We start from the raw sequence: 20,170 nt of genomic DNA on the forward strand, positions 1-20,170 counted from the left end.
CAGCGCATGATGCGCGCGGTGCAACGCCGCTCGCATCATGCGAGGACCGACGCATCAGTAGTAAACAGTAGTCGAAGCAGTCTTAGCGAGATGTAACAACGAACGAGGCGCGCGCAATGCGCGCCGACTCTCCCGGCAACTCGCGCCACGCGCGTTGCGGTACGCGAAAGAGGCAACAGGAAGGAATCCCTGGAGTTTCTCGCAGGGACAAGACTTAAGGCCGCGCGAGCTTCCAGCGCCGCGCGCGGCAGGCAGTGAGCGGCGAGTGAAAACGCACTCGCAGCGCGAGCGAAAAGCGCGCGGCGAACACCGTCTTTCACACACGCTCTCGATGTCGCGAAGACCTTCGAAGCACATCGCACATGCGAAGTGAGCACCACGAATCAGTGCTCTCTACACAGTGCTCACGCGATGCAATCGACACGATGCGATAACAAAGTGTTGTATCGAGGTCGCAACGCGAATCGAAAACAGGATTTTTCGTGTGCGAACCCTTTTATCGCTCACGAAAAGATGGTACAAACCGATCTAAATTGATGGTGACATTTATGCTCAACTGGGATGACGAGATCACGGCCGTAACTCCGTCGAGCGGTGCGCAGCAAAACGCAATGCGCAACCCCGCGGGTCAGGCTGTCCAGGCTGCCGAGGTGCAGTTTGGTCTGCGTTCCGCTCCTCAGGCTTCCACGGCGACCAACATCTTCGCCAGCGACTTCGCCGTCGCGCCGCCGCCGCAAGCGCCGGTCTCGGCCGAAGCGCGCGTGAATGTCGCCGACAAGCGCATCATCAACGGCCAGACCGACGTGAATCAGTTGGTCCCGTTCAAGTACAAGTGGGCTTGGGAAAAATACCTGGCGGGCTGCGCGAACCACTGGATGCCGCAGGAAATCAACATGTCCCGCGACATCGCCCTGTGGAAGGACCCGAACGGTCTGACCGAGGACGAGCGCCGCGTCGTCAAGCGCAACCTCGGCTTCTTCGTGACCGCCGACTCGCTCGCCGCGAACAATATCGTGCTCGGCACCTACCGGCACATCACGGCGCCCGAATGCCGCCAGTTCCTGCTGCGCCAGGCGTTCGAAGAGGCGATCCACACGCACGCCTACCAGTACATCGTCGAGTCGCTGGGCCTGGACGAAGGCGAGATCTTCAACGCGTACCACGAGGTCAAGTCGATCCGCGACAAGGACGAGTTCCTGATCCCGTTCATCCATACGCTGACTGATCCGTCGTTCAAGACCGGCACGCTCGAAGCCGACCAGAATCTGCTCAAGTCGCTCATCGTGTTCGCCTGCATCATGGAAGGGCTGTTCTTCTATGTCGGCTTCACGCAAATTCTCGCGCTCGGCCGCCAGAACAAGATGACCGGCGCAGCGGAGCAATACCAGTACATCCTGCGTGACGAGTCGATGCACTGCAATTTCGGCATCGACCTCATCAACCAGATCAAGCTTGAAAACCCGCACCTGTGGACCCCGGCGTTCCGTGCGGAGATCACCGAACTGTTCAAGCATGCGGTCGACCTCGAGTACCGCTACGCCGAGGACACCATGCCTCGCGGCGTGCTCGGGCTGAACGCATCGATGTTCAAGAGCTATCTGCGCTTCATCTGCAACCGCCGTTGCCAGCAGATCGGTCTCGATCAGCTGTTCCCGAACGAAGAGAATCCGTTCCCGTGGATGAGCGAGATGATCGACTTGAAGAAGGAACGCAACTTCTTCGAGACGCGCGTAATCGAATATCAGACGGGCGGTGCGCTGTCCTGGGAATAACCCGGGCGCACTGCGGTGCAAGTCTTTTGGGGTTGCCGCGAGGCGCCGTGCAGGCGCCTCGACCGGCATGATGATTAGGAGCAGGAACGCCTGATGCAAAGCATGCCCGGAGCCAGGTTGGCTCATCGACGTGACAGGCACTTTGCGAACCCTTCAGAGGGATGGGCAAACTTCCCCCCGGAAAAGCGCGCAGGCTTCGCGTGTCGTGAGGCCGCCGCTTTCAACGAACGTTGCCCGGTGTCGGTAGCCGACGCCGGAATGACTCGGCGCGCTGTGCCTCGTGGCACGGCGCGCCTTACCGCATTCATTAGCGTAAGCGCGCGGGATCAGCGTACGCCGATGAATAGCCCGCTTCGCAGCGTGCGCCGTGAGAAGCGTTCGCGGGAAGCGGGTTTTGACGAAGGGTGTAGTTTGAACTGACTCTCATCTGAACCTGAAGGAGAAAAAAATGGCTACTGCCAAGAAGAAACCGGCGGCTAAGAAGGCCGCAGTGAAGAAGGTTGCAGCGAAGAAGGCAGCTCCGGCGAAGAAGGCCGCAGCGAAGAAGGTCGCGGTCAAGAAGGTTGCAGCCAAGAAAGTCGCCGTGAAGAAGGTTGCAGCGAAGAAGGCAGCTCCGGCGAAGAAGGCCGCAGCGAAGAAGGTTGCAGCCAAGAAAGTCGCCGTGAAGAAGGTTGCTGCGAAGAAGGCAGCGCCGGCGAAGAAGGCCGCAGCGAAGAAGGTTGCAGCCAAGAAAGTCGCCGTGAAGAAGGTTGCTGCGAAGAAGGCAGCGCCGGCGAAGAAGGCCGCCGCCAAGAAGGTCGCTGCGAAGAAGGTTGCAGCCAAGAAGGCGCCTGCGAAGAAGGCTGCTGCCAAGAAGGCTGCGCCTGCGAAGAAGGCTGCCGCCAAGAAGGCTGCCAAGAAGGCGCCTGCGAAGGCCGCTGCCGCACCTGCTGCCCCTGCTGCGCAACCGTCCGCGCCCGCAGCAACGGTCAAGACTGCCCTGAATCCGGCCGCAGCATGGCCGTTCCCGACCGGCAGCCGTCCGTAAGCAGTCCGAGACGAAGCGCGCAGGCTACGTCGTACGCGCGCTTCGTTGGCCGGGCCGGGCGGCATGGTGCGCAAGGCTCGATCCCGATCCCGTCGCTGGGTTGTGTCCGCGACGGGATTTTTTCGTCTGGAGTTCGTAGTAATCGGTGTGAGGCCGCACGCATGCCGCGCGCGGGCATGAAAAAAGGCGCATGCACAGGGGAGCACATGCGCCTGAGGTTCCGCATCCGGCGCGTGGCGCCGCTGCGGTACAGGGGAAACCGTTAGTGCGTGACGCGCGTCACGCCGCCGCTCGCGAGCAGCCGCACGCGGTCGCCCGCGTTGAAGACTTCGCCGGTGGCGGTTTGCGTGATGGCACGATAGTCGCCGTTGTCGAGACGCACCGTGATCTCGAGGCCGTCGCGCATGGCCACGCCGTTCTCGACCGCGTTGCCGGCCACGGCGCCCGCAATGCCGCCGATGATGCCGGTGACGATCGAGCCCGTGCCGCCGCCGATCCGGCTGCCGGCCACCGCGCCGAGCGCGCCGCCACCGATCGCGCCAAGGCCGCTAGGCTGGCCGTTGTTCGCGCTGATCTTCACCGCGCGCACGCTTTCGACCGTGGCCATACGCACCGATTGCTCGCGCTGCGCCTGCGAGGCCGTGTAGACATCGGCGGAACTGCTGTTATAGGCGCAGCCCGACATCGCGAGCGACCCCGCGATCATGGCTGCAACAATCAGACGACTTGTTATTTTCATTCCCGTAGCTCCAATGGGCGCCGTTCGTGTGCGGCTCCCGCGTTCAGTTCGGCAGTTCGTAGCCGAATGCCTCCTTGAACCGTTCGTTGATCTGCGCTCGCGTAGGCGCGTAGTTTTGCGGACCGAGATGCTCGATCTTGAGCGCGCCCATCAGGCTCGCGAGACGCCCCGTGGTTGCCCAGTCGAGGCCGTTCTCGATGCCGTAGAGCAGGCCACCGCGGAAAGCGTCGCCGCAGCCCGTCGGGTCGAGCACCTGAGCGGCCTTGACCGGAGGAATCTCCTCGATCTTGCCGCTGTGGTAGATCTGCGAGCCGTGCTCGCCGCGCGTGATGATCAGCGCGTCGACATGGCTGGCGATTTCGTCGAACGACCAGCCGGTGCGATGGCTGACAAGGTTGGCTTCGTAGTCGTTGACCGCTACATAGGTCGCAAGTTCAATCGCGCGGCGCAAAGAGGCGCCGTCGAAGAGCGGCAGACCCTGGCCCGGATCAAAGATAAACGGCACGCCGGCCTTCGCGAACTGCTCGACGTGCTGGACCATGCCGTCGAAGCCGTCCGGCGCGACGATGCCGAGCTTGATGCCGGGCGCTTCGTCGGCGCGGTTCAAATGCGATTGCATCATCGCGCCCGGGTGGAACGCGGTGATCTGATTGTTCTCGAGGTCGGTCGTGATCATCGCCTGCGCGGACCACGTATCTTCCAGCACGCGCACGTGCGCCTTCGAGAGGCCGAGCGCGTCGAGGCGTTCGAGGTAGGGGCGCGCGTCGGCGGCGCCGAGCGTCGCCATGATGCGGGCGTCGCCGCCGAGCAGTTTCAGCGAGTACGCGATGTTGCCGGCACAGCCGCCGAACTCGCGGCGCATCGTCGGCACGAGAAAGCTCACGTTCAGGATGTGCACCTGCTCGGGCAGGATGTGCTCCCGAAAGCGACCCTCGAAGGTCATGATGTTGTCGTAGGCGAGCGAGCCGCAGATCAGCGTAGCCAAGGCGGACATTCCTGTAGGGCGTGGTAGGGGAAGGGGCGGCGCACCGGCCTGCGCGTCCTGTGCGCATTGACCTGAAAGCGCAGGCGCGAGGTGCGAGGCGCGGGTGCGCCGCCGCCGGATTACTTCAACGCGGCGAGTGCGGCGTCGTAGTTCGGTTCGTTCTTGATTTCGCTCACGCGCTCGGCGTGCAGGACGTTGTCGTTTTCGTCGAGCACGACAACGGCGCGCGCCGTGAGGCCGGTGAGCGGGCCGCTCGTCACGTCCACGCCATAGGCTTGCGCGAATTCATGGCCGCGGAAGGTCGAAGCCGTGACGACGTTGGCGATGCCTTCGGTCGTGCAGAAGCGCGCGGCGGCGAACGGCAGGTCGCCCGAGATCACGACGACAGCCGTGTTGCTCAGGCCGGCGGCAGCTTCGTTGAATTTGCGCGTGGAGGTGGCGCAGGTCGGCGTGTCGAGGCTCGGCACGATGTTCAGCACCTTGCGCTTGCCGGCGAAATCGGCGAGCGAGACAGGCTTCAGATCCTTTCCGACGAGCGAGAAGGCCGGGGCTTTCTGGCCGACGCTCGGGAAGGTGCCGGCGACGTCGATCGGGTTACCGCCTAGCGTGACTTGACTCATGATGTGCTCTCCGGGAATGCATGTTGTGGTGAATGGCGCGACCCCGCGAAGCGGGACGCCGGGAAACGCGCGGGGCACCGCAGTGCACCCGCGCACAGACGGCAAATCAGGGGTAGAAAATCTCGATGCGGAAGTTCGACGCCACTACGTCGCCCGTGTCGAGCCGCACGATCATGGTCTGCGTGGTGCGTGCGGGCAGACCGGCTTCAATGGACGTGCCGGGCGTGACGTAGTCCTGCGGCCACAGCACCCGCCGCACGACGATGTTGTTCTGCCGGTCGAGCAGCGACAGCTCGATCGCGGGGTACGCGAGCGCCACGTTGAAGCGGTTGCGCAACGGCACCTTCAGTTCGAGGTGATGCGGCTCGTTGTCGACCTGGCGCAGATCGGACGGCTCGACCAGCAGGCCGTCGATGTCGCGCGGCGGCAGCACGCGGCAGCCGAGCTGCTCGCACGCCTGCTGATAGAGCGACTGCGAGTCGGGCCAGTAGACCATGACCGTTTCCCGTTGCCACCACGCGAGTTGCACGACGAGCAGCGCGAGCAGCAGAATGGCGATGAGCGTGCCGAGAATGCGCCAGACGAGGCCGCGCGAACCGCGCGGGCGGGCCGGCGCTTCGCGCGTGACGGCGAACGGTGAGGCGCCGTCGTTGGGCGAGAGCGCGCTGAACGCGGGCTCCGGTGCGGCTTCGCGGGTGCGGGGGCCGAGCGCGGGCTCGGGGTCGTGCATGTGAGCCGCAGCCGATGCTTCGTTGGCCGAAAAGGTCGGCTCGGTCGGGCCGCTCGTGCCCAGGTTCGGCTCGCTGCGCGTCCAGCGCGCGGCGGGCGGGAAGGGTTCGGCGGCTGCGGACTGCTGCGGCGGCGGCACCGGGGCTGCTGCAGGTGCCGCTGGCGCGTGCGGCGCATCTTGTGGTGGGCGCCCGAGCGTCGGTTCGTCGTCGAAGGCGACCCGCGACTCGTGCTCGGGCGTAAGGCCAGGCGAGGCGCCTCGGGCAACGCTTGCCCCTGGTAGCTTATCGGCGTCGTATTTCAGGCGAGGATCACGCTGGCTGTCCTGCGGCGGCGCCCACGGGTCCCACGTGCGATTCGTGAAATTGGGAGTGGCGCCCAGCGTTGGGGGCGGCTCTTGCGATGGCGCTGTTGCAGGCTGATTCGCCTGATCAGGCTGAACCTCGGGCTGCTGCGGAGTGGGCTGTGAAGCGGACTGCGATTCGAACTGCGATTCGAACTGTGAAGCGGGTTCCGAAGCGGGCTGCGCAGCAAAACGTGAAGCGGGCTCCGATGGCGGCGAGGTCAGGCTGGCCGCAATTTCGGCAGCAACGGGTACCGCGCGCGTGAAGTCGCCGCCTTCGGGCATCTCGTACAAACTGCCCGACGCATCGAACGCTTCCTGACAATGTCCGCAACGCACGAGGCCGCGGCGCACGGCGAGCTGCGTGGGCTGGATGCGAAATACGGTTTCACAGAAGGGGCAGCGCGTTGCCAGAAGCATGTGGGCCGAGGATCTGGGTAGACCGGAGGATTGGTGATACCCGCATTCTACTGGCAATCCACCGCAGTCTACGACTTCGGCCTTGCCGCTTGGGGCGCGATCAGGCTCGCGCGAGCCCGATCGGAGCGGGGAGGAATTATGCGCGCCGCGTGCCCGCGAGGCAGACCCAGCCTTCGTGTTCGCGCCAGACCGAGATGTCGATCCACTGCGCGTACACCTGAGCGACTTCCTCGGCCTGGCGCGCGAGGATGCCCGAAAGTGCGATGCGCCCGCCCGGCTTCACGCGCGAGGAGAGCATCGAGGCCATCAGCTTGAGCGGATTCGAAAGAATGTTGGCGACGACGATGTCGAACTCCCCAGCGGGGCAATCGTCGGGCAGGCCGTAGGTGACCTCCGCGCGATTGCGCTCGCTGTTGTGGCGAGCCGACTCCACCGCCTGCGGGTCGATGTCGATGCCGATCACCGGATTCGCTCCGCACTTCTGCGCGAGGATCGCGAGGATGCCCGAGCCGCAGCCGTAGTCCAGCAGCGAATTGCCGGGCTGCACGTGCTGTTCGAGCCATTCCATGCACAAACGCGTGGTGGGATGGCTGCCCGTGCCGAACGCGAGGCCGGGGTCCAGCTCGAGCACGAGCGCGTTCGGGTCCGGGGCATCGTGCCACGACGGCACGACCCAGATGCGCTCGCCGATCTGGATCGGGTCGAACTGCGATTGGGTCAGACGCACCCAGTCCTGCTCCTCGACTTCGCGCAGCGAGAACTTGGGCGTTTGCGGGAGACCCAGTTCGTTCGAAGCGGCCATGAGCAGCACGGCGGGATCCTGATCGGCGCCGATCAGCGCAATCACGCGCGAATGCTGCCATGCGGTGCGATCGGGCGTTAAGCCCGGTTCGCCGAAGAGCGGTTGCTCGTCGGGCGTGTCGGCGTCGGCGTCTTCCACCGACACCGAGAGGGCGCCAAGCTCGATCAGCGCGTCGGAAAGTTCTTCCGCGCGGTCACGCTCGAGCTCGACGATCAGTTCCCGGTAGCTCATGAATTACGCTTCGTCCTTCTTCACTGCCTGACGTTCGGCCAGACGGCTTTCGAGGTAGTGAATGCTCGTGCCGCCCTCGACGAACTTCGCGTCGAGCATCAGCTCGCGGTGCAGCGGGATGTTCGTCTGGATGCCTTCGACCACCATTTCCGAGAGCGCGATGCGCATGCGCTGAATGGCCTGCTCGCGCGTGGTGCCGTAGGTGATCAGCTTGCCGATCATCGAATCATAGTTCGGCGGCACGAAATAGCCATTGTAGGCATGCGAGTCGACGCGCACGCCAGGACCGCCCGGCATGTGCCACGACGTGAGACGGCCCGGCGACGGCGTGAACTTGAACGGATCTTCCGCGTTGATACGGCACTCGATCGCGTGGCCCTTCAACTGGATGTCGCGCTGGCGGAACGAGAGCTTCTCGCCCGCGGCGATGCGGATCTGCTCCTGCACGATGTCGATACCCGTGATCAGCTCGGTGACCGGGTGCTCGACCTGCACGCGCGTGTTCATTTCGATGAAGTAGAACTCGCCGTTCTCATACAGGAACTCGAACGTGCCCGCGCCGAGGTAGCCCATCTTCTTGCACGCGTCGGCGCAGCGATCGCCGATGCGATCGAGCAGGCGGCGCGCGATGCCCGGCGCAGGCGCTTCCTCGATCACCTTCTGGTGGCGGCGCTGCATGGAGCAGTCGCGCTCGCCGAGCCACACGGCGTTCTTGAACGAGTCCGCGAGAATCTGGATCTCGATGTGACGCGGGTTCTCGAGGTACTTCTCCATGTAGACCTGCGGGTTGCCGAACGCACGACCGGCTTCCTCGCGGGTCATGTTGACCGCGTTCACGAGCGCCGCTTCCGTGTGCACGACGCGCATGCCGCGCCCGCCGCCGCCGCCCGCCGCCTTGATGATGACGGGGTAGCCGATCGCGCGCGCGATCTTCACGATTTCCTTCGGATCGTCGGGCAGTGCGCCTTCCGAGCCCGGCACGCAGGGCACGCCGGTTTTGATCATGGTCTGCTTCGCCGTGACCTTGTCGCCCATCATGCGGATCGTTTCCGGGCGCGGGCCGATGAACGTGAAGCCCGACTGCTCCACACGCTCGGCAAAATCGGCGTTCTCGGAGAGGAAGCCGTAACCGGGGTGGATCGCTTCTGCGTCGGTGACTTCGGCCGCGCTGATGAGCGCCGGCATGTTCAGGTAGGAGAGATTCGAAGGCGCCGGGCCGATACAGACCGCCTCGTCGGCGAGCTTCACGTACTTGGCTTCCTTGTCGGCTTCCGAATAGACGACGACCGTCTTGACGCCGAGTTCGCGGCACGCGCGCTGGATGCGGAGCGCGATTTCGCCACGATTGGCAATGAGGATTTTTTCAAACATGGTGGGTATTCGACTCATCAATGGGCGTCGCAAGTCGTATGTGCGAACGCCTGTCGATCGGAGTTAGCGCTTTAGCGGTTACTGCGATCCCATGTAAAACTCAGAGGATCGGTCGCGTGCATCGCCGTCATGGGGCGCCAAACGCCACAAACGCGGCGCGGCCAAAAGGAAGGCCGCCGCCGCGCGCAGAAAAGCTTAGGCGATCACGTAGAGCGGCTGGCCGTATTCGACTGCCTGACCGTTCTCGACGAGGATTTCCTTGACCACGCCGGCCGTGTCCGACTCGATCTCGTTGAGCAGCTTCATCGCTTCGATGATGCAAAGCGTCTGGCCTTCCTTGACCGTGTCGCCAACCTGGACAAACGGGTCGGCGCCCGGCGACGGCGCGCGGTAGAACGTGCCCACCATCGGCGAGGTCACGACATGGCCTTGCGGCACGGCGGGCGCGGCGGGAGCCGCAGCGGCGGCTTCGCCGGCATGGGCGGGCGCTGAGAGCGGTGCGCCCATGGCCGGCCCCGCGTATTGCGCGGGGCCCGGCTGCACGTAAACGGGCGGCGCGTTCTTGACGATGCGCACCTTGCCTTCACCCTCGGTCACTTCGAGCTCCGAGATGCCCGATTCGGAGACGAGGTCGATCAGAGTCTTCAGCTTACGTAGATCCATGGTGCAGCCCCTTTTACTTTGAATACGTGAAGTGCCGGGGCGCGCGCGTCCCGACACGGGTTGTTGTTCAGGTATTGACGGTCATCCGGCGCCGGAATCAGGCCGCCGACCGCGCAGCGAGCCGGTCGAGCGCGTATTCGAGCGCGTAGAGATAACCCTTCCAGCCGAGGCCGCAAATCACACCTTCGGCCTGGTCGGAAAAATACGAATGGTGCCGGAAGGACTCGCGGCGATGCACGTTCGACAGATGAATCTCGACGAACGGAATGCCGACGCCTGCCAGTGCATCCCGGATCGCGACGCTCGTATGCGTGTACGCGGCCGGGTTGATCAGGATGAAGTCGCTCTGCTCGGTGCGGGCCGACTGAATGCGGTCGACCAGCGCGCCTTCGTGGTTGCTCTGGAAGGTCGCGAGCTCGACGCCGGCGTCCGCGGCACGGTCCGAGAGCGCCTGATCGATCTGCGGCAGCGTCACGCGCCCATATACCTCCGGTTCCCGGGTGCCGAGAAGATTGAGGTTGGGGCCGTGCAGAACCAGCAGTCGCGTCATGGTCGCTTCTTTTTCCGTGGAATTGCGCGAACTTTAGCGCCAATTAGAGAAATTTGTCTAGTTTTCCGATAAGGGGATATGGCCCTGACTACGCCTCGCGGCGAGGGGCTAGCCCGATCTTCAGTCAAATGACAGGAATTTCACGGCAAAAGCTGCGTTATGGCGCTTAAGTGTGTGTCAAATATTCCGCTGCGTCAAAGCGCATCGAGCGTGTGCCGAAGCTCCTCCGGCTTGATTTGCCCTAATTTTGTCGCACGAACGGCGCCGTTTGCGTCGATTACCACCGTGTAAGGTAAGCCGCCCGCGTTGTTGCCGAATGCGCGCGCGACGTCCGCGCCGCCGAAGCCGGCGATGTAGATCGGGTAGTCCACGGGCACTTTCTTGAGGAACGTCTTGATGTTCGCAGCCGAATCCACGCCGATGCCGACGAACTGAATCCCTTTCTTTGCGTACTCGCGCTGGAGCGCGGAAAGCTCCGGCATTTCCTCGACGCATGGGCCGCACCAGGAGGCCCAGAAGTTCACCACGATCGGCCGGCCCTTGTAGATGGCGAGCGATTGCGCCTTGCCGTCCGGGTTCGTCACCGCGGCCGACCAGAGCTGGCCGAGCGCATTCTGCTTGCCGCTCGCGGAGGCCGCGCTTACGGATGCCGCGTCGGCCACGCCGCTGCCGCTCGTTGCCCAGTGTCCAGCCAGTATGCCGCCGCCTGCGGCGATTGCCGCCACTGCCACGCCGGCCAGAATCCGCTTCGTATTCATCGCTGCCGTTATCAGGTTGTGGAAGAAGTGGCGCCGCTCTTGTCGATCAGCGCCTGGAGGGCCTGCGCATTGGCGCGCGGCAGCCTGCCGCGCGCGTCGGCGCGCACGGCGCCGCGCAAGTCGTCCGTATTGTAGAGTGCAACGTGTATGCCCACCGGTTCCTCGGCGCGTGACGGACGCCACATGAAGCTGAGTGTCTCCACGAGGCCGCGCGCCGCGAAATGGCGCGTTTCCGACACGTCGTACTGCACGTTCGCGTTCAGGAGCCAGATCGCGACATCCTTCGCGTTGTCACAAAAAATCTGCAGATGGATGTCGGAGTGCTCACCCGCCGTGCCGTTGAGCACCGCACCGGTCAGGAACGGATTGAACGCCTCGAGCCGCTGCATCCACTCGAGCGCGATCTCGCGCAGGCGGCGCAGCACGGCCGGCTGGCTGTCGCTCTGAAAAAGGGCCTGATATTCGCGGATCTCTTCCTCGATCTGGTCGTTGTCGGGCAGCCAGGTGCCTTCGATACGCGTTTCCCCCACGACTTGCCGGGCTGCCTTGCGTTTGGCGGTGGCGTAGTCGAGGCCGTCCTCGGCGATCATCCTTGCGGCCGCGAGGGCGATTTCCTCGCGCACGCGCTGGGGATCGAAATGTGATCTGCGAACCATCCTTTAATGATACTAGAGATCGCCCTGGGCTCCTGCAGGCGGCCACTGCGCCGCAGCCGCTCTCGGGGCGGCCAGGAGTTTTCCGTCGCCGCGGGAGCCGAGGTCGAGCCAATAGGGCTCGGGGCCTCGGGTACAATAGCCGTCTTTGCTGCGGCGGCGCAGGGCTGCCGTCGTTCCAGCGTCTCCATCCTTTTCAACCGATCAATCCGATCAACGCGTTCACGACGCCCGCGCGGCGCGACAGGCTTATGCACATCCATATCCTCGGCATCTGCGGCACGTTCATGGGCGGACTCGCGGTGCTCGCGCGCAGCGCGGGCCACACGGTGACCGGCTGCGACGCCGGCGTGTACCCGCCGATGAGCACCCAGCTCGAAGCGCAGGGCATCCGCCTCATCGAGGGTTACGACGCGAGCCAGACCGAACTCAATCCCGATCTCTACGTGATCGGCAACGTGGTCACGCGCGGCAACCCGCTGATGGAGGAGATCCTCAATCGCGGCTTGCCGTACACGTCGGGTCCGCAGTGGCTCGGCGAACACGTGCTGCGCGACAAGTGGGTGCTCGCGGTGGCGGGCACGCACGGCAAGACCACCACGAGCTCGATGCTCACGTGGCTGCTCGAAGACGCGGGCCTGAATCCCGGCTTCCTGATCGGCGGCGTGCCGCTCAATTTCGGCGTGTCGGCGCGCCTGACCGATTCGAGCTTCTTCGTGATCGAAGCCGACGAGTACGACACGGCGTTCTTCGACAAGCGCTCGAAGTTCGTTCACTACCGTCCGCGCACGGCGCTGCTCAACAACCTCGAATTCGATCACGCCGACATCTTCCCCGATCTCGCGGCGATCGAAACGCAGTTCCATCACCTCGTGCGCACGATTCCGGGCGTTGGCCGCATCGTCACGAACGGCCGCTCGGACGCGCTCGAACGCGTGCTCACGCGCGGCGTATGGAGCGACGTGGAGCGCTTCGGCGTGGATGGCGGCTGGCAGGCGCTGCCGGCGGAAGACGGCGTGGCCGTGGACGAGCGCTTCGCCGTCTATCACAACAGCGAACGTGCAGGCGTGGTGGACTGGCAGATCCAGGGTGAGCACAACCGCCTGAATGCGCTCGCGGCGATCGCCGCCGCGCGCAGCGTGGGCGTGCCGCCCGCCCAGGCCGCAGCTTCGCTGGCCACATTCCGCAACGTGAAGCGCCGCATGGAAGTGCGCGGCAGCGTTGATGGCGTGACCGTCTACGACGACTTCGCGCACCATCCAACGGCCATCGAAACGACGATTGCCGGCCTGCGCACGCGTGTGGGTGACGAAAACACGCGCATTCTCGCCGTGCTCGAGCCGCGCTCGAACACGATGAAGCTCGGCGTGATGAAGGCGCAGTTGCCCGCCAGTCTCGCCGATGCCGACCTCGTGTTCGGCTACGGCGCACCGAGCGGCAAGGACGCGCTCGGCTGGGATCTCGCCGGCGCGCTCGCGCCGCTCGGCGAGAAGGCCCGCGCTTTCCACGATATCGAGGCGCTCGTGAAGGCGGTCGTCGCAGCCGCACGCCCTGGCGACCAGGTGCTCGTGATGAGCAACGGCGGCTTCGGCGGCGTGCATCAAAAGCTGCTCGATGCGCTCTCGGCACGGAGCAACGCGTGATCGTCTATCTGCACGGCTTTCGCTCGTCGCCCCAGTCGTTCAAGGCGCGCCTCCTGGCGGCGCGCATGGCCGAGCTGGGACGCAGCGGCGAATGGCTGTGCCCGACGCTGCCGGTTTCGCCGCGCGAGGCGATTGCGCTCGCTGAGCAGGAGATCGGCGCGCAAATGAAGCCGGGCGAGCGCGTCACGCTCATCGGCAGTTCGCTTGGCGGCTACTTCGCCACGCATCTCGCGGAAAAGCACGGCTGGCGCGCCGCGCTGCTGAACCCCGCCGTGGTGCCTGACCGCGATCTGTCGAAGTATCTCGGCGAGCAGCCGCTCTGGCACGGCGGCGGCAGCATCGTCGTCGAACCGCGTCACCTGGAAGAGTTGCGCGCGCTGGCCGTTACGTTGGTGACGCAACCCGCGCGCTACTATCTGATCGCCGCGACCGGCGACGAAGTGCTCGATTACCGCGAGATGCTCGCGCACTATCCGGGTGTGCCCACACACCTGATCGAAGGCAGCGATCATGGCATCAGCGAGTTCGCAGATTACGTCGACGAAGTGATCCGTTTCTGCGATTGCGCCTGATGCGTGCGAACGCCTATATGTATACAGCACCGCCCGCGCGCCGCGCCGGCGGTCGAAGCAAGTCTGAACGAGAGTATTGAGTGAACGTTTTCTTTGAGGAATCGGGCAGTTTCAAGGCCGGCAGCGTGCTGTCGCGCCAGGGCGATGCGTTCCAGGTCGAGCTGCCGGGCGGCCGACGCGCCAAGGTGCGCGCGAAAGATGTGCTGATCGAATTCGAGAAGCCGGCCGCGAGCGAACTGCTGGAGCAGGCGGACGCCGCCGCTCAGGAGATCGATCTGGACTTCCTGTGGGAATGCGCGCCCGCCGACGAATTCGCGTACACGGCGCTCGCGAGCGAGTACTTCGGCGAAACCTACGGCCCGGTCGAGCGCGCGGCGCTCGTGCTGCGCCTGCACGGCTCGCCCGTGTACTTCCGCCGCAAGGGGCGCGGCCAGTATCAGCGCGCGCCTGAAGAGCAGCTAAAGATGGCGCTGGCCTCGCTCGAGCGCAAGCGTCAGCAGGGGCTGGTTCAGGCCGGCTACGAAGAGGAGCTGAAGGCGGGCGGACTGCCCGAGGCATTCAAGGGCAAGGCACTCGGACTTCTCACGAAGCCGGACAAGAACTCCATCGAATACAAGGCGCTCGAAGCGGCAGCCGCCGCACGCGGCATTTCGATGCCGCGCCTCATGCTCGAAAACGGCGGCATCGCTTCGCCGCGCGCGCTGCACGAGGCGCGCTTTCTTGCGGACTTCTTCCCGCACGGCACGGGTTTTCCGCCCGTCGAAGTGGGCACGCTGCCCGAGGATCTGCCCGACGCCGCCGAGCACGTGCAGGCCTTCTCGATCGACGACGTCACCACGACCGAAATCGACGACGCATTCTCGATCGAGCATCTGGCCGACGGCCGGGTGCGCATCGGCATCCACATCGCGGCGCCCGCGCTTGGCATCCAGCGCGGCGATACGGCGGACACGATCGCGCGCACGCGTCTTTCGACGGTCTACATGCCCGGCGACAAGATCACGATGCTGCCCGACGATTTCGTCGACGCGTTCACGCTCAAGGAAGGCGGGCTGCGTCCGGCGCTTTCGCTCTACTGCATCGTGAACCGCGAGACGCAGGAGATCGTCGCGACCGAAACGCGCGCCGAGCGCGTGTTCGTGAAGAGCAATCTGCGTCACAACACGCTCGACGAAGTCGTCACCGAAGAGACGCTCGCAGCCGGCACGGGCGAGTATCCGCACAAGGACGACATCGCCGTGCTGTGGCCGTTCGCGCAGGCGCTGTTCGAGAAGCGCCAGCAGGCGCGCGCCGGCTACGGCCTGCGTCGCGAAGTCCAGCGCAACACCGACTTCAACTTCTACGTGGAAGGCGAGCATGTGACGATCTCGCCGCGCCGCCGCGGCTCGCCGCTCGACCTGATCGTCGCGGAGCTGGCGATTCTCGCGAACTCCACGTGGGGCGCTTTCCTGCACGACCATGGCGTACCGGGCATCTATCGCTCGCAGCGCGCGTTCGGCGCGCCGACCGGGCCCAAGCGCACGCGCATGCAGACCAACGCCGCGCCGCACGAAGGTCTCGGCGTCGCACAGTATGCGTGGAGCACCTCGCCGCTGCGCCGCTACGTGGACCTCGTGAACCAGTGGCAGTTGCTCGCCTGCGTGGAGCATGGCGTGGCCGCCAAGCTCGTCGCGCCGTTCAAGCCCAAGGACGCCGATCTGTTCGCCGTCGTGCAGGGCTTCGACGAGACTTACACCGCTTACGCCGATCATCAGCGCCGCATGGAGTACTTCTGGTGCCTGCGCTGGCTGCAGCAGGAGATGCGCGGTGAGGCTGGGCGCGAGCCGCGCCGCGAGTTCCCGGCGAGCGTGGTGAAGGACGACCTGGTGCGCTTCGAAGAAGTGCCGCTGCTCATGCACGTGCCTGCACTCGGCGTGCACGCGCGCGGCACGCGCCTGATGATGGAAGTGCTGTCGATCGACGAGCTGACCATCGAGGCTTCGGTGCGCATGCTGCGCGTGCTCGATGCGCCCGTCGTGACGAGCGGCGAGCCGGCCGAAGAGGAGTCGGGCGAAGACGAAGAGCTCATCGAGGCCGCCGACGAATCCGCGCAAAGCGAAGCGGAAGCCGTCGCGGAAGCGGGCGTTGCGCAAGGCGAGGCGGCAAGCGACGCTCCCGCAGCGGAAGAGCAATCGAGCGACCAGCACGCCACGGAGCCGCGCGAATGAGTGCCGGCGAGTCGAAGCCGGTTGTGCGCGCCGACCGCTACGCGGTAGTCGGCAACCCGGTGGCGCACAGCAAGTCGCCGTACATCCACGCGCAGTTCGCGCTGCAAACGGGCGAGCGCGTCGAGTACGACCGCCTGCTCGCGCCGCTGGACGGTTTCGTCGAGCACGTGCAGGCATTTCACGCGGCGGGCGGGCGCGGCCTGAACGTGACCGTGCCGTTCAAGCTCGAAGCGCATGCGCTCGCGCACAAGCTGTCGCCGCGTGCGGCGGCGGCGGGCGCGGTCAACACGCTGCGCTTCGACGCAGACGGCATCTTCGGCGACAACACCGACGGCTTCGGCCTCGTGCGCGACATCGAGGTGAACCTCGGCGCTGCGCTCGAAGGCGCGCGCGTGCTGCTGCTCGGCGCGGGCGGCGCGGCGCGCGGCGTCGTGCTGCCGATGCTCGAGCGCCGGCCGCGCGAGATCACTATCGTGAACCGCACGGCGCCCAAGGCGCACGCGCTCATCGAGCAGTTCGAAGGCGCGGCGGGCGAGTTCGGCTGCCTCCTCAACGGCGGCGGTCCGCACGCGGTCGATCCCAACCCCTACGACGTGATCGTGAACGCGACGGCGGGCAGCCTCGATGCAGCCTTGCCCGAATGCGACGAGCACGCGTTCGGCGCGCGCACGCTCGCCTACGACATGATGTACGGCGCGCAGCACACCGTGTTCATGCGCCACGCGGAGGCACTTGGCGCGCGCGCGGCCGACGGCCTTGGCATGCTGGTCGAGCAGGCCGCCGAGTCGTTCTTCGTGTGGCGCGGCGTGCGGCCCGAGGGCGCGCCGGTGCTGGCGGCGTTGCGCGCGCAGCTTGCCGCGCAGGCCGCGTAACGCCCAGCGCTTCTCGCACAAAACGGAGACGACGCCATGCGCAGGCAAGCCATCGGTGCGCAAGCCGCGGCGGTCGCGAGCGGCAGCGGGCGGCGCGCGCAGTCGCGCAAGCGTCCTGGCGCGCTGCGCTGGCTGATCTGGGTGGTCTCGGTGTTCGCGATGGCGTGGATCGCCCTCCAGCTCTTTTACTTCGCGCAAATCGCGCTCTGGAACTTCGTCGATCCGCAAACCACGGCTTTCATGCGCACCGACGCCGCGCGTCTTTCCAGCGACCGCCCCGGTCTCTCGATTCAGCACGAGTGGGTGCCGTACGACCAGATTTCGCGCAACCTGAAGCGCGCGATCATCGCGTCCGAGGACGCGAACTTCGTCAACAACAACGGCTACGAAACCGACGCCATCCTCCAGGCGTGGGAAAGGAACAAGCAGCGCGGACATATCGTGCGCGGCGGCTCGACCATCACGCAGCAGCTCGCCCGCAACCTGTTCCTCTCGCGCGAGCAGAGCTACATCCGCAAGGGCCAGGAGTTCATCATCACGTGGATGCTGCAGACGCTGCTCGACAAGGAGCGCATCTTCGAGATCTATCTAAATTCGGTGGAGTGGGGCAATGGCGTGTACGGCGCGCAAGCCGCCGCGCGCTACTACTACCGCACGAGCGCCGCGAAGCTCACGCCGTGGCAATCGGCGCGGCTCGCGGTGATGCTGCCGCGTCCCAAGTACTTCGACGAGCATCGCAACTCGGCCTATCTCGCGCAGCGCACCGCCGTGATCGCGCGGCGCATGGGGGCGGCTGAGCTGCCGCATTGAAGCGCCGTCGAATCGCCACGCCAATGAAAAACGCGCCGTCCTTGCGGCGCGTTTGCATTTGATTGTCTGCGCTTCCTCGGCTTACTGGCGCGCGAGCCGCGCGTTGTCCGGCATCGGCATATTGAAGTTGGTGCGAAACGGGTTGATGTCGAGGCCGCCGCGCCGCGTGTAGCGCGCGTAGACGGCGAGCCGGTCCGGCTTGCACTCGCGCAGGATGTCCATGAAGATGCGCTCGGCGCACTGCTCGTGAAAACCCGTGTGATTGCGGTACGAGATGATGTAGCGCAACAGGCCCGCCTGATCGATCTGCGGCCCGACGTAGTGGACCTGCACGCTGCCCCAGTCGGGCTGCCCCGTCACCGGGCAGTTCGACTTGAGCAGGTTCGAGATCAGCGTTTCTTCTACCGGGGCTTCGTCGAAGGCCGCCTTCAGCAGCGTCGGTTCCGGGTGATAGATCTCCGTGTCGAGATCGAGGCGATCGAGCGAGAGTCCGTCGAATTCCTCGAACGGGATCTTGCCGAACGCACCCGGCTGGTCGAGCCGCACCGATACCGATGCGCCGCAGGCCGCCGTCGCATCGCGCCTGATCGTGTCGCGCACCACGTCGGCGGATTCGAACGGCGTTTGCGCGAACGAGCCCAGATAGAGCTTGAACGACTTCGATTCGATGATGTTCGGCGAGTCGGCGGGAATGAAGAACGTGGCGATCGCGATCTGCGGCTTGCCGCGCGCGTTGAGCCAGGAAAGCTCGTAGGCGTTCCAGATATCGCTGCCGAAGAACGGCAGTTGCGCGCCTATGCCGATCTGTTCGCGCGCGCCGGCGCGCGGGATCGGGAACAGGAGCGAAGCGTCGTATTGCTCGGTGTAGGTGGAGGCCTTGCCGAGCGGAGATTGGTCGGGAGTCATGATACGTTGGCTTCGGTTGCGAGATTGGTCACGCCGCTTGCCACGTGCCCGGTGGCCGTGATCGAGCGCGCGGATTCGCAATGGCGGATCTGGTCGTCGAAGAAAAAATGGGGTTCGAACTCGCGCAGGAACGGGCCTTTGTCGAGTCCGCCAAGGAACATCGCTTCGTCGATCTCGATGTTCCAGGCCATCAGCGTCCGGATTGCGCGCTCGTGCGCGGGCGCCGAGCGCGCGGTGACGAGGGCGGTGCGGATGCGCATTTGCGCGTTCGCGTCGGCGAACTTCTGCAGACGGTTCAGCGCTGCCAGCAGCGGCTGCAGCGGGCCTTGCGCGAGCGGCAGTTCGCGGTTGTCGCGCTCGTGGCTCACGAACGCGGAAAGCCCCTTGCTCTGGAAAATCTGCTCGGCTTCGTCGGAAAAGAGCACCGCATCGCCGTCGAACGCAATGCGAATCTCATGCGCATTACGTTCCGCCATTGTCGCCGAATTTTGGTCAATGCGCGGAAAGACGCGTGCGGCGGGGAAACCGGCGTCGAGCGCGCTCTTCACGTCCGCCGGGTTCGCGGAGAGAAACAGCGACGCGTTGAGCGGCTTGAGGTAATGCCATGGCTCGCGCCCGCGCGTGAACACGCCGCGCTGAATGTCGAGTCCGTGCTCGCGGCACGAGCTGAACGCGCGCAGACCGCTGATGGGATCGCTGCGCGAGAGGATCACGACTTCCACGTGATGCGCACCGTCATTGAGCGCGAGCAGCTTGCGGATCAGCGCGAACGCCACGCCTGGCCGCGCGGGCACGTTCAGGCGCTCGCGCTGGAGCGCCTCGTAGGCTTGCAGGTCGCCGGCCTCGAACACGTGGTTTTCCTCCTCGAAATCGAAGAGCGCACGCGACGAAATGGCGACGACGAGCTTGTCGGAAAGCGAAACGGACACGATTGCGGCTCGTTACGCGAGGAACAACCGATACGCGGGATTGCTCGTCTCTTCCCAGTGCGGATAGCCGAGCGTGGCGAGGAAGCGGCGGAACTCGGCGTCTTCGGCGGCGGGCACCTGGATGCCCACCAGAATCGAGCTGTAGTCGGCGCCCTGGTTGCGGTAGTGGAACAGGCTGATGTTCCAGTTCGGCGCCATCGACGAAAGAAAGCGCATGAGCGCGCCCGGCCGCTCCGGAAACTCGAAGCGGAACAGGCGTTCGTCGTGCGCGAGCGGCGAGCGCCCGCCCACCATGTAGCGGATGTGCTGCTTCGACAGTTCGTCGCCCGTGAGATCGACGCTCGGAAAGCCGTGATCGACGAAGGTCTTCGCGATCTGCTGCGACTCGCCGCGGTTGCGGATCTGCACGCCCACGAAGATGTGCGCGCGCTCGGCGTCGTCGATGCGGTAGTTGAACTCGGTCACGCTGCGCGTGCCGACCAGCTCGCAGAAGCGCTTGAAGCTGCCGCGCTCCTCGGGGATCGTCACGGCGAACACCGCTTCGCGCGCCTCACCCACCTCGGCGCGC

Annotated in this window: 20 protein-coding genes and 1 pseudogene; 8 read left to right on the forward strand and 13 right to left on the reverse strand. The window is 65.2% G+C overall.

The window, feature by feature from the left end; translation table 11 throughout:
- Nucleotides 1-548: 548 nt before the first annotated feature.
- The 3 genes from M3I53_RS29305 to M3I53_RS29315 all read left to right on the forward strand — a co-directional run bounded on the left by M3I53_RS29305 (nucleotide 549) and on the right by M3I53_RS29315 (nucleotide 2,799).
- Nucleotides 549-1,772 carry a ribonucleotide-diphosphate reductase subunit beta gene (locus tag M3I53_RS29305; protein WP_254319316.1) on the forward strand — a complete coding sequence of 408 codons (1,224 nt, stop codon included), beginning with the start codon at nucleotides 549-551 and terminating at the stop codon, nucleotides 1,770-1,772.
- A 93-nt stretch (nucleotides 1,773-1,865) separates the two neighbouring features.
- Nucleotides 1,866-2,192, forward strand: a complete 327-nt coding sequence (locus M3I53_RS29310) for a hypothetical protein (protein WP_254319317.1) — start codon at nucleotides 1,866-1,868, stop codon at nucleotides 2,190-2,192.
- Nucleotides 2,193-2,220: 28 nt separating this feature from the next.
- A complete protein-coding gene (locus M3I53_RS29315; protein ID WP_069268515.1) occupies nucleotides 2,221-2,799 on the forward strand; it encodes a histone H1-like DNA-binding protein in 579 nt (192 codons plus the stop codon).
- 262 nt (nucleotides 2,800-3,061) lie between these two features.
- Here M3I53_RS29315 and M3I53_RS29320 read toward each other — a convergent pair whose 3' ends face one another.
- From M3I53_RS29320 to M3I53_RS29365, 10 genes are all read right to left on the reverse strand, one after another.
- The gene (locus tag M3I53_RS29320; protein ID WP_254319318.1) at nucleotides 3,062-3,538 is read right to left on the reverse strand and encodes a glycine zipper 2TM domain-containing protein; all 477 of its coding nucleotides are present in this window, start codon (nucleotides 3,536-3,538) and stop codon (nucleotides 3,062-3,064) included.
- Between the two features lie 43 nt (nucleotides 3,539-3,581).
- On the reverse strand, nucleotides 3,582-4,523 hold the full coding sequence (locus M3I53_RS29325; protein ID WP_254319319.1) for a carbohydrate kinase family protein: 942 nt from the start codon (nucleotides 4,521-4,523) through the stop codon (nucleotides 3,582-3,584).
- A gap of 119 nt (nucleotides 4,524-4,642) precedes the next feature.
- On the reverse strand, nucleotides 4,643-5,143 hold the full coding sequence (gene tpx / locus M3I53_RS29330; RefSeq protein WP_042270386.1) for a thiol peroxidase: 501 nt from the start codon (nucleotides 5,141-5,143) through the stop codon (nucleotides 4,643-4,645).
- 106 nt (nucleotides 5,144-5,249) lie between these two features.
- Nucleotides 5,250-6,635, reverse strand: coding sequence for a DUF3426 domain-containing protein (locus M3I53_RS29335; RefSeq protein ID WP_254319320.1), 1,386 nt, complete (start codon nucleotides 6,633-6,635; stop codon nucleotides 5,250-5,252).
- 136 nt (nucleotides 6,636-6,771) lie between these two features.
- Entirely contained in the window at nucleotides 6,772-7,668 is an 897-nt protein-coding gene (gene prmA / locus M3I53_RS29340; RefSeq protein WP_254319321.1) for a 50S ribosomal protein L11 methyltransferase, read from the reverse strand.
- A gap of 3 nt (nucleotides 7,669-7,671) precedes the next feature.
- Entirely contained in the window at nucleotides 7,672-9,039 is a 1,368-nt protein-coding gene (gene accC / locus M3I53_RS29345; protein WP_233882925.1) for an acetyl-CoA carboxylase biotin carboxylase subunit, read from the reverse strand.
- A 195-nt stretch (nucleotides 9,040-9,234) separates the two neighbouring features.
- Nucleotides 9,235-9,702, reverse strand: a complete 468-nt coding sequence (gene accB, locus M3I53_RS29350; RefSeq protein ID WP_254319322.1) for an acetyl-CoA carboxylase biotin carboxyl carrier protein — start codon at nucleotides 9,700-9,702, stop codon at nucleotides 9,235-9,237.
- 97 nt (nucleotides 9,703-9,799) lie between these two features.
- Complete coding sequence (gene aroQ, locus M3I53_RS29355; protein ID WP_254319323.1) at nucleotides 9,800-10,252, reverse strand: type II 3-dehydroquinate dehydratase; 453 nt, start codon at nucleotides 10,250-10,252, stop codon at nucleotides 9,800-9,802.
- A gap of 194 nt (nucleotides 10,253-10,446) precedes the next feature.
- Complete coding sequence (locus M3I53_RS29360; protein WP_254319324.1) at nucleotides 10,447-11,010, reverse strand: TlpA disulfide reductase family protein; 564 nt, start codon at nucleotides 11,008-11,010, stop codon at nucleotides 10,447-10,449.
- Between the two features lie 11 nt (nucleotides 11,011-11,021).
- Entirely contained in the window at nucleotides 11,022-11,666 is a 645-nt protein-coding gene (locus tag M3I53_RS29365; RefSeq protein WP_254319325.1) for a UDP-N-acetylmuramate--alanine ligase, read from the reverse strand.
- 248 nt (nucleotides 11,667-11,914) lie between these two features.
- On the opposite strand from M3I53_RS29365, the gene mpl reads away from it, so the two are divergent.
- The 5 genes from mpl (at nucleotide 11,915) to mtgA (ending at nucleotide 17,767) form a co-directional block, all read left to right on the forward strand.
- A complete protein-coding gene (gene mpl / locus M3I53_RS29370; protein ID WP_254319326.1) occupies nucleotides 11,915-13,306 on the forward strand; it encodes a UDP-N-acetylmuramate:L-alanyl-gamma-D-glutamyl-meso-diaminopimelate ligase in 1,392 nt (463 codons plus the stop codon).
- Nucleotides 13,303-13,878 carry a YqiA/YcfP family alpha/beta fold hydrolase gene (locus tag M3I53_RS29375; protein WP_254319327.1) on the forward strand — a complete coding sequence of 192 codons (576 nt, stop codon included), beginning with the start codon at nucleotides 13,303-13,305 and terminating at the stop codon, nucleotides 13,876-13,878. The genes mpl and M3I53_RS29375 overlap by 4 nt, the downstream gene beginning before the upstream one ends.
- 80 nt (nucleotides 13,879-13,958) lie before the next feature.
- Nucleotides 13,959-16,085 (forward strand): ribonuclease catalytic domain-containing protein, encoded by a 2,127-nt coding sequence (locus tag M3I53_RS29380; RefSeq protein ID WP_254319328.1) that lies wholly within the window; start codon nucleotides 13,959-13,961, stop codon nucleotides 16,083-16,085.
- Nucleotides 16,082-16,957, forward strand: coding sequence for a shikimate dehydrogenase (gene aroE / locus M3I53_RS29385; protein WP_254319329.1), 876 nt, complete (start codon nucleotides 16,082-16,084; stop codon nucleotides 16,955-16,957). The genes M3I53_RS29380 and aroE overlap by 4 nt, the downstream gene beginning before the upstream one ends.
- A 36-nt stretch (nucleotides 16,958-16,993) precedes the next feature.
- Nucleotides 16,994-17,767: a monofunctional biosynthetic peptidoglycan transglycosylase gene (mtgA, locus tag M3I53_RS29390; RefSeq protein ID WP_254319330.1), complete on the forward strand. Its 774-nt coding sequence runs from the start codon at nucleotides 16,994-16,996 to the stop codon at nucleotides 17,765-17,767.
- Nucleotides 17,768-17,848: 81 nt separating this feature from the next.
- On the opposite strand, the gene queF is transcribed toward mtgA, so the two are convergent.
- The 3 genes and pseudogenes from queF to M3I53_RS29405 all read right to left on the reverse strand — a co-directional run.
- Complete coding sequence (gene queF / locus M3I53_RS29395) at nucleotides 17,849-18,673, reverse strand: NADPH-dependent 7-cyano-7-deazaguanine reductase QueF (RefSeq protein ID WP_254319331.1); 825 nt, start codon at nucleotides 18,671-18,673, stop codon at nucleotides 17,849-17,851.
- A complete protein-coding gene (locus tag M3I53_RS29400) occupies nucleotides 18,670-19,602 on the reverse strand; it encodes a 5'-nucleotidase (protein ID WP_254319332.1) in 933 nt (310 codons plus the stop codon). Before M3I53_RS29400 ends, queF begins: the two co-directional genes overlap by 4 nt.
- Nucleotides 19,603-19,614: 12 nt before the next feature.
- Nucleotides 19,615-20,170: pseudogene (locus M3I53_RS29405) on the reverse strand (threonine ammonia-lyase, biosynthetic); the annotation flags it as partial.

Source organism: Paraburkholderia sp. CNPSo 3272 (assembly GCF_024206495.1).
GTDB lineage: Bacteria > Pseudomonadota > Gammaproteobacteria > Burkholderiales > Burkholderiaceae > Paraburkholderia.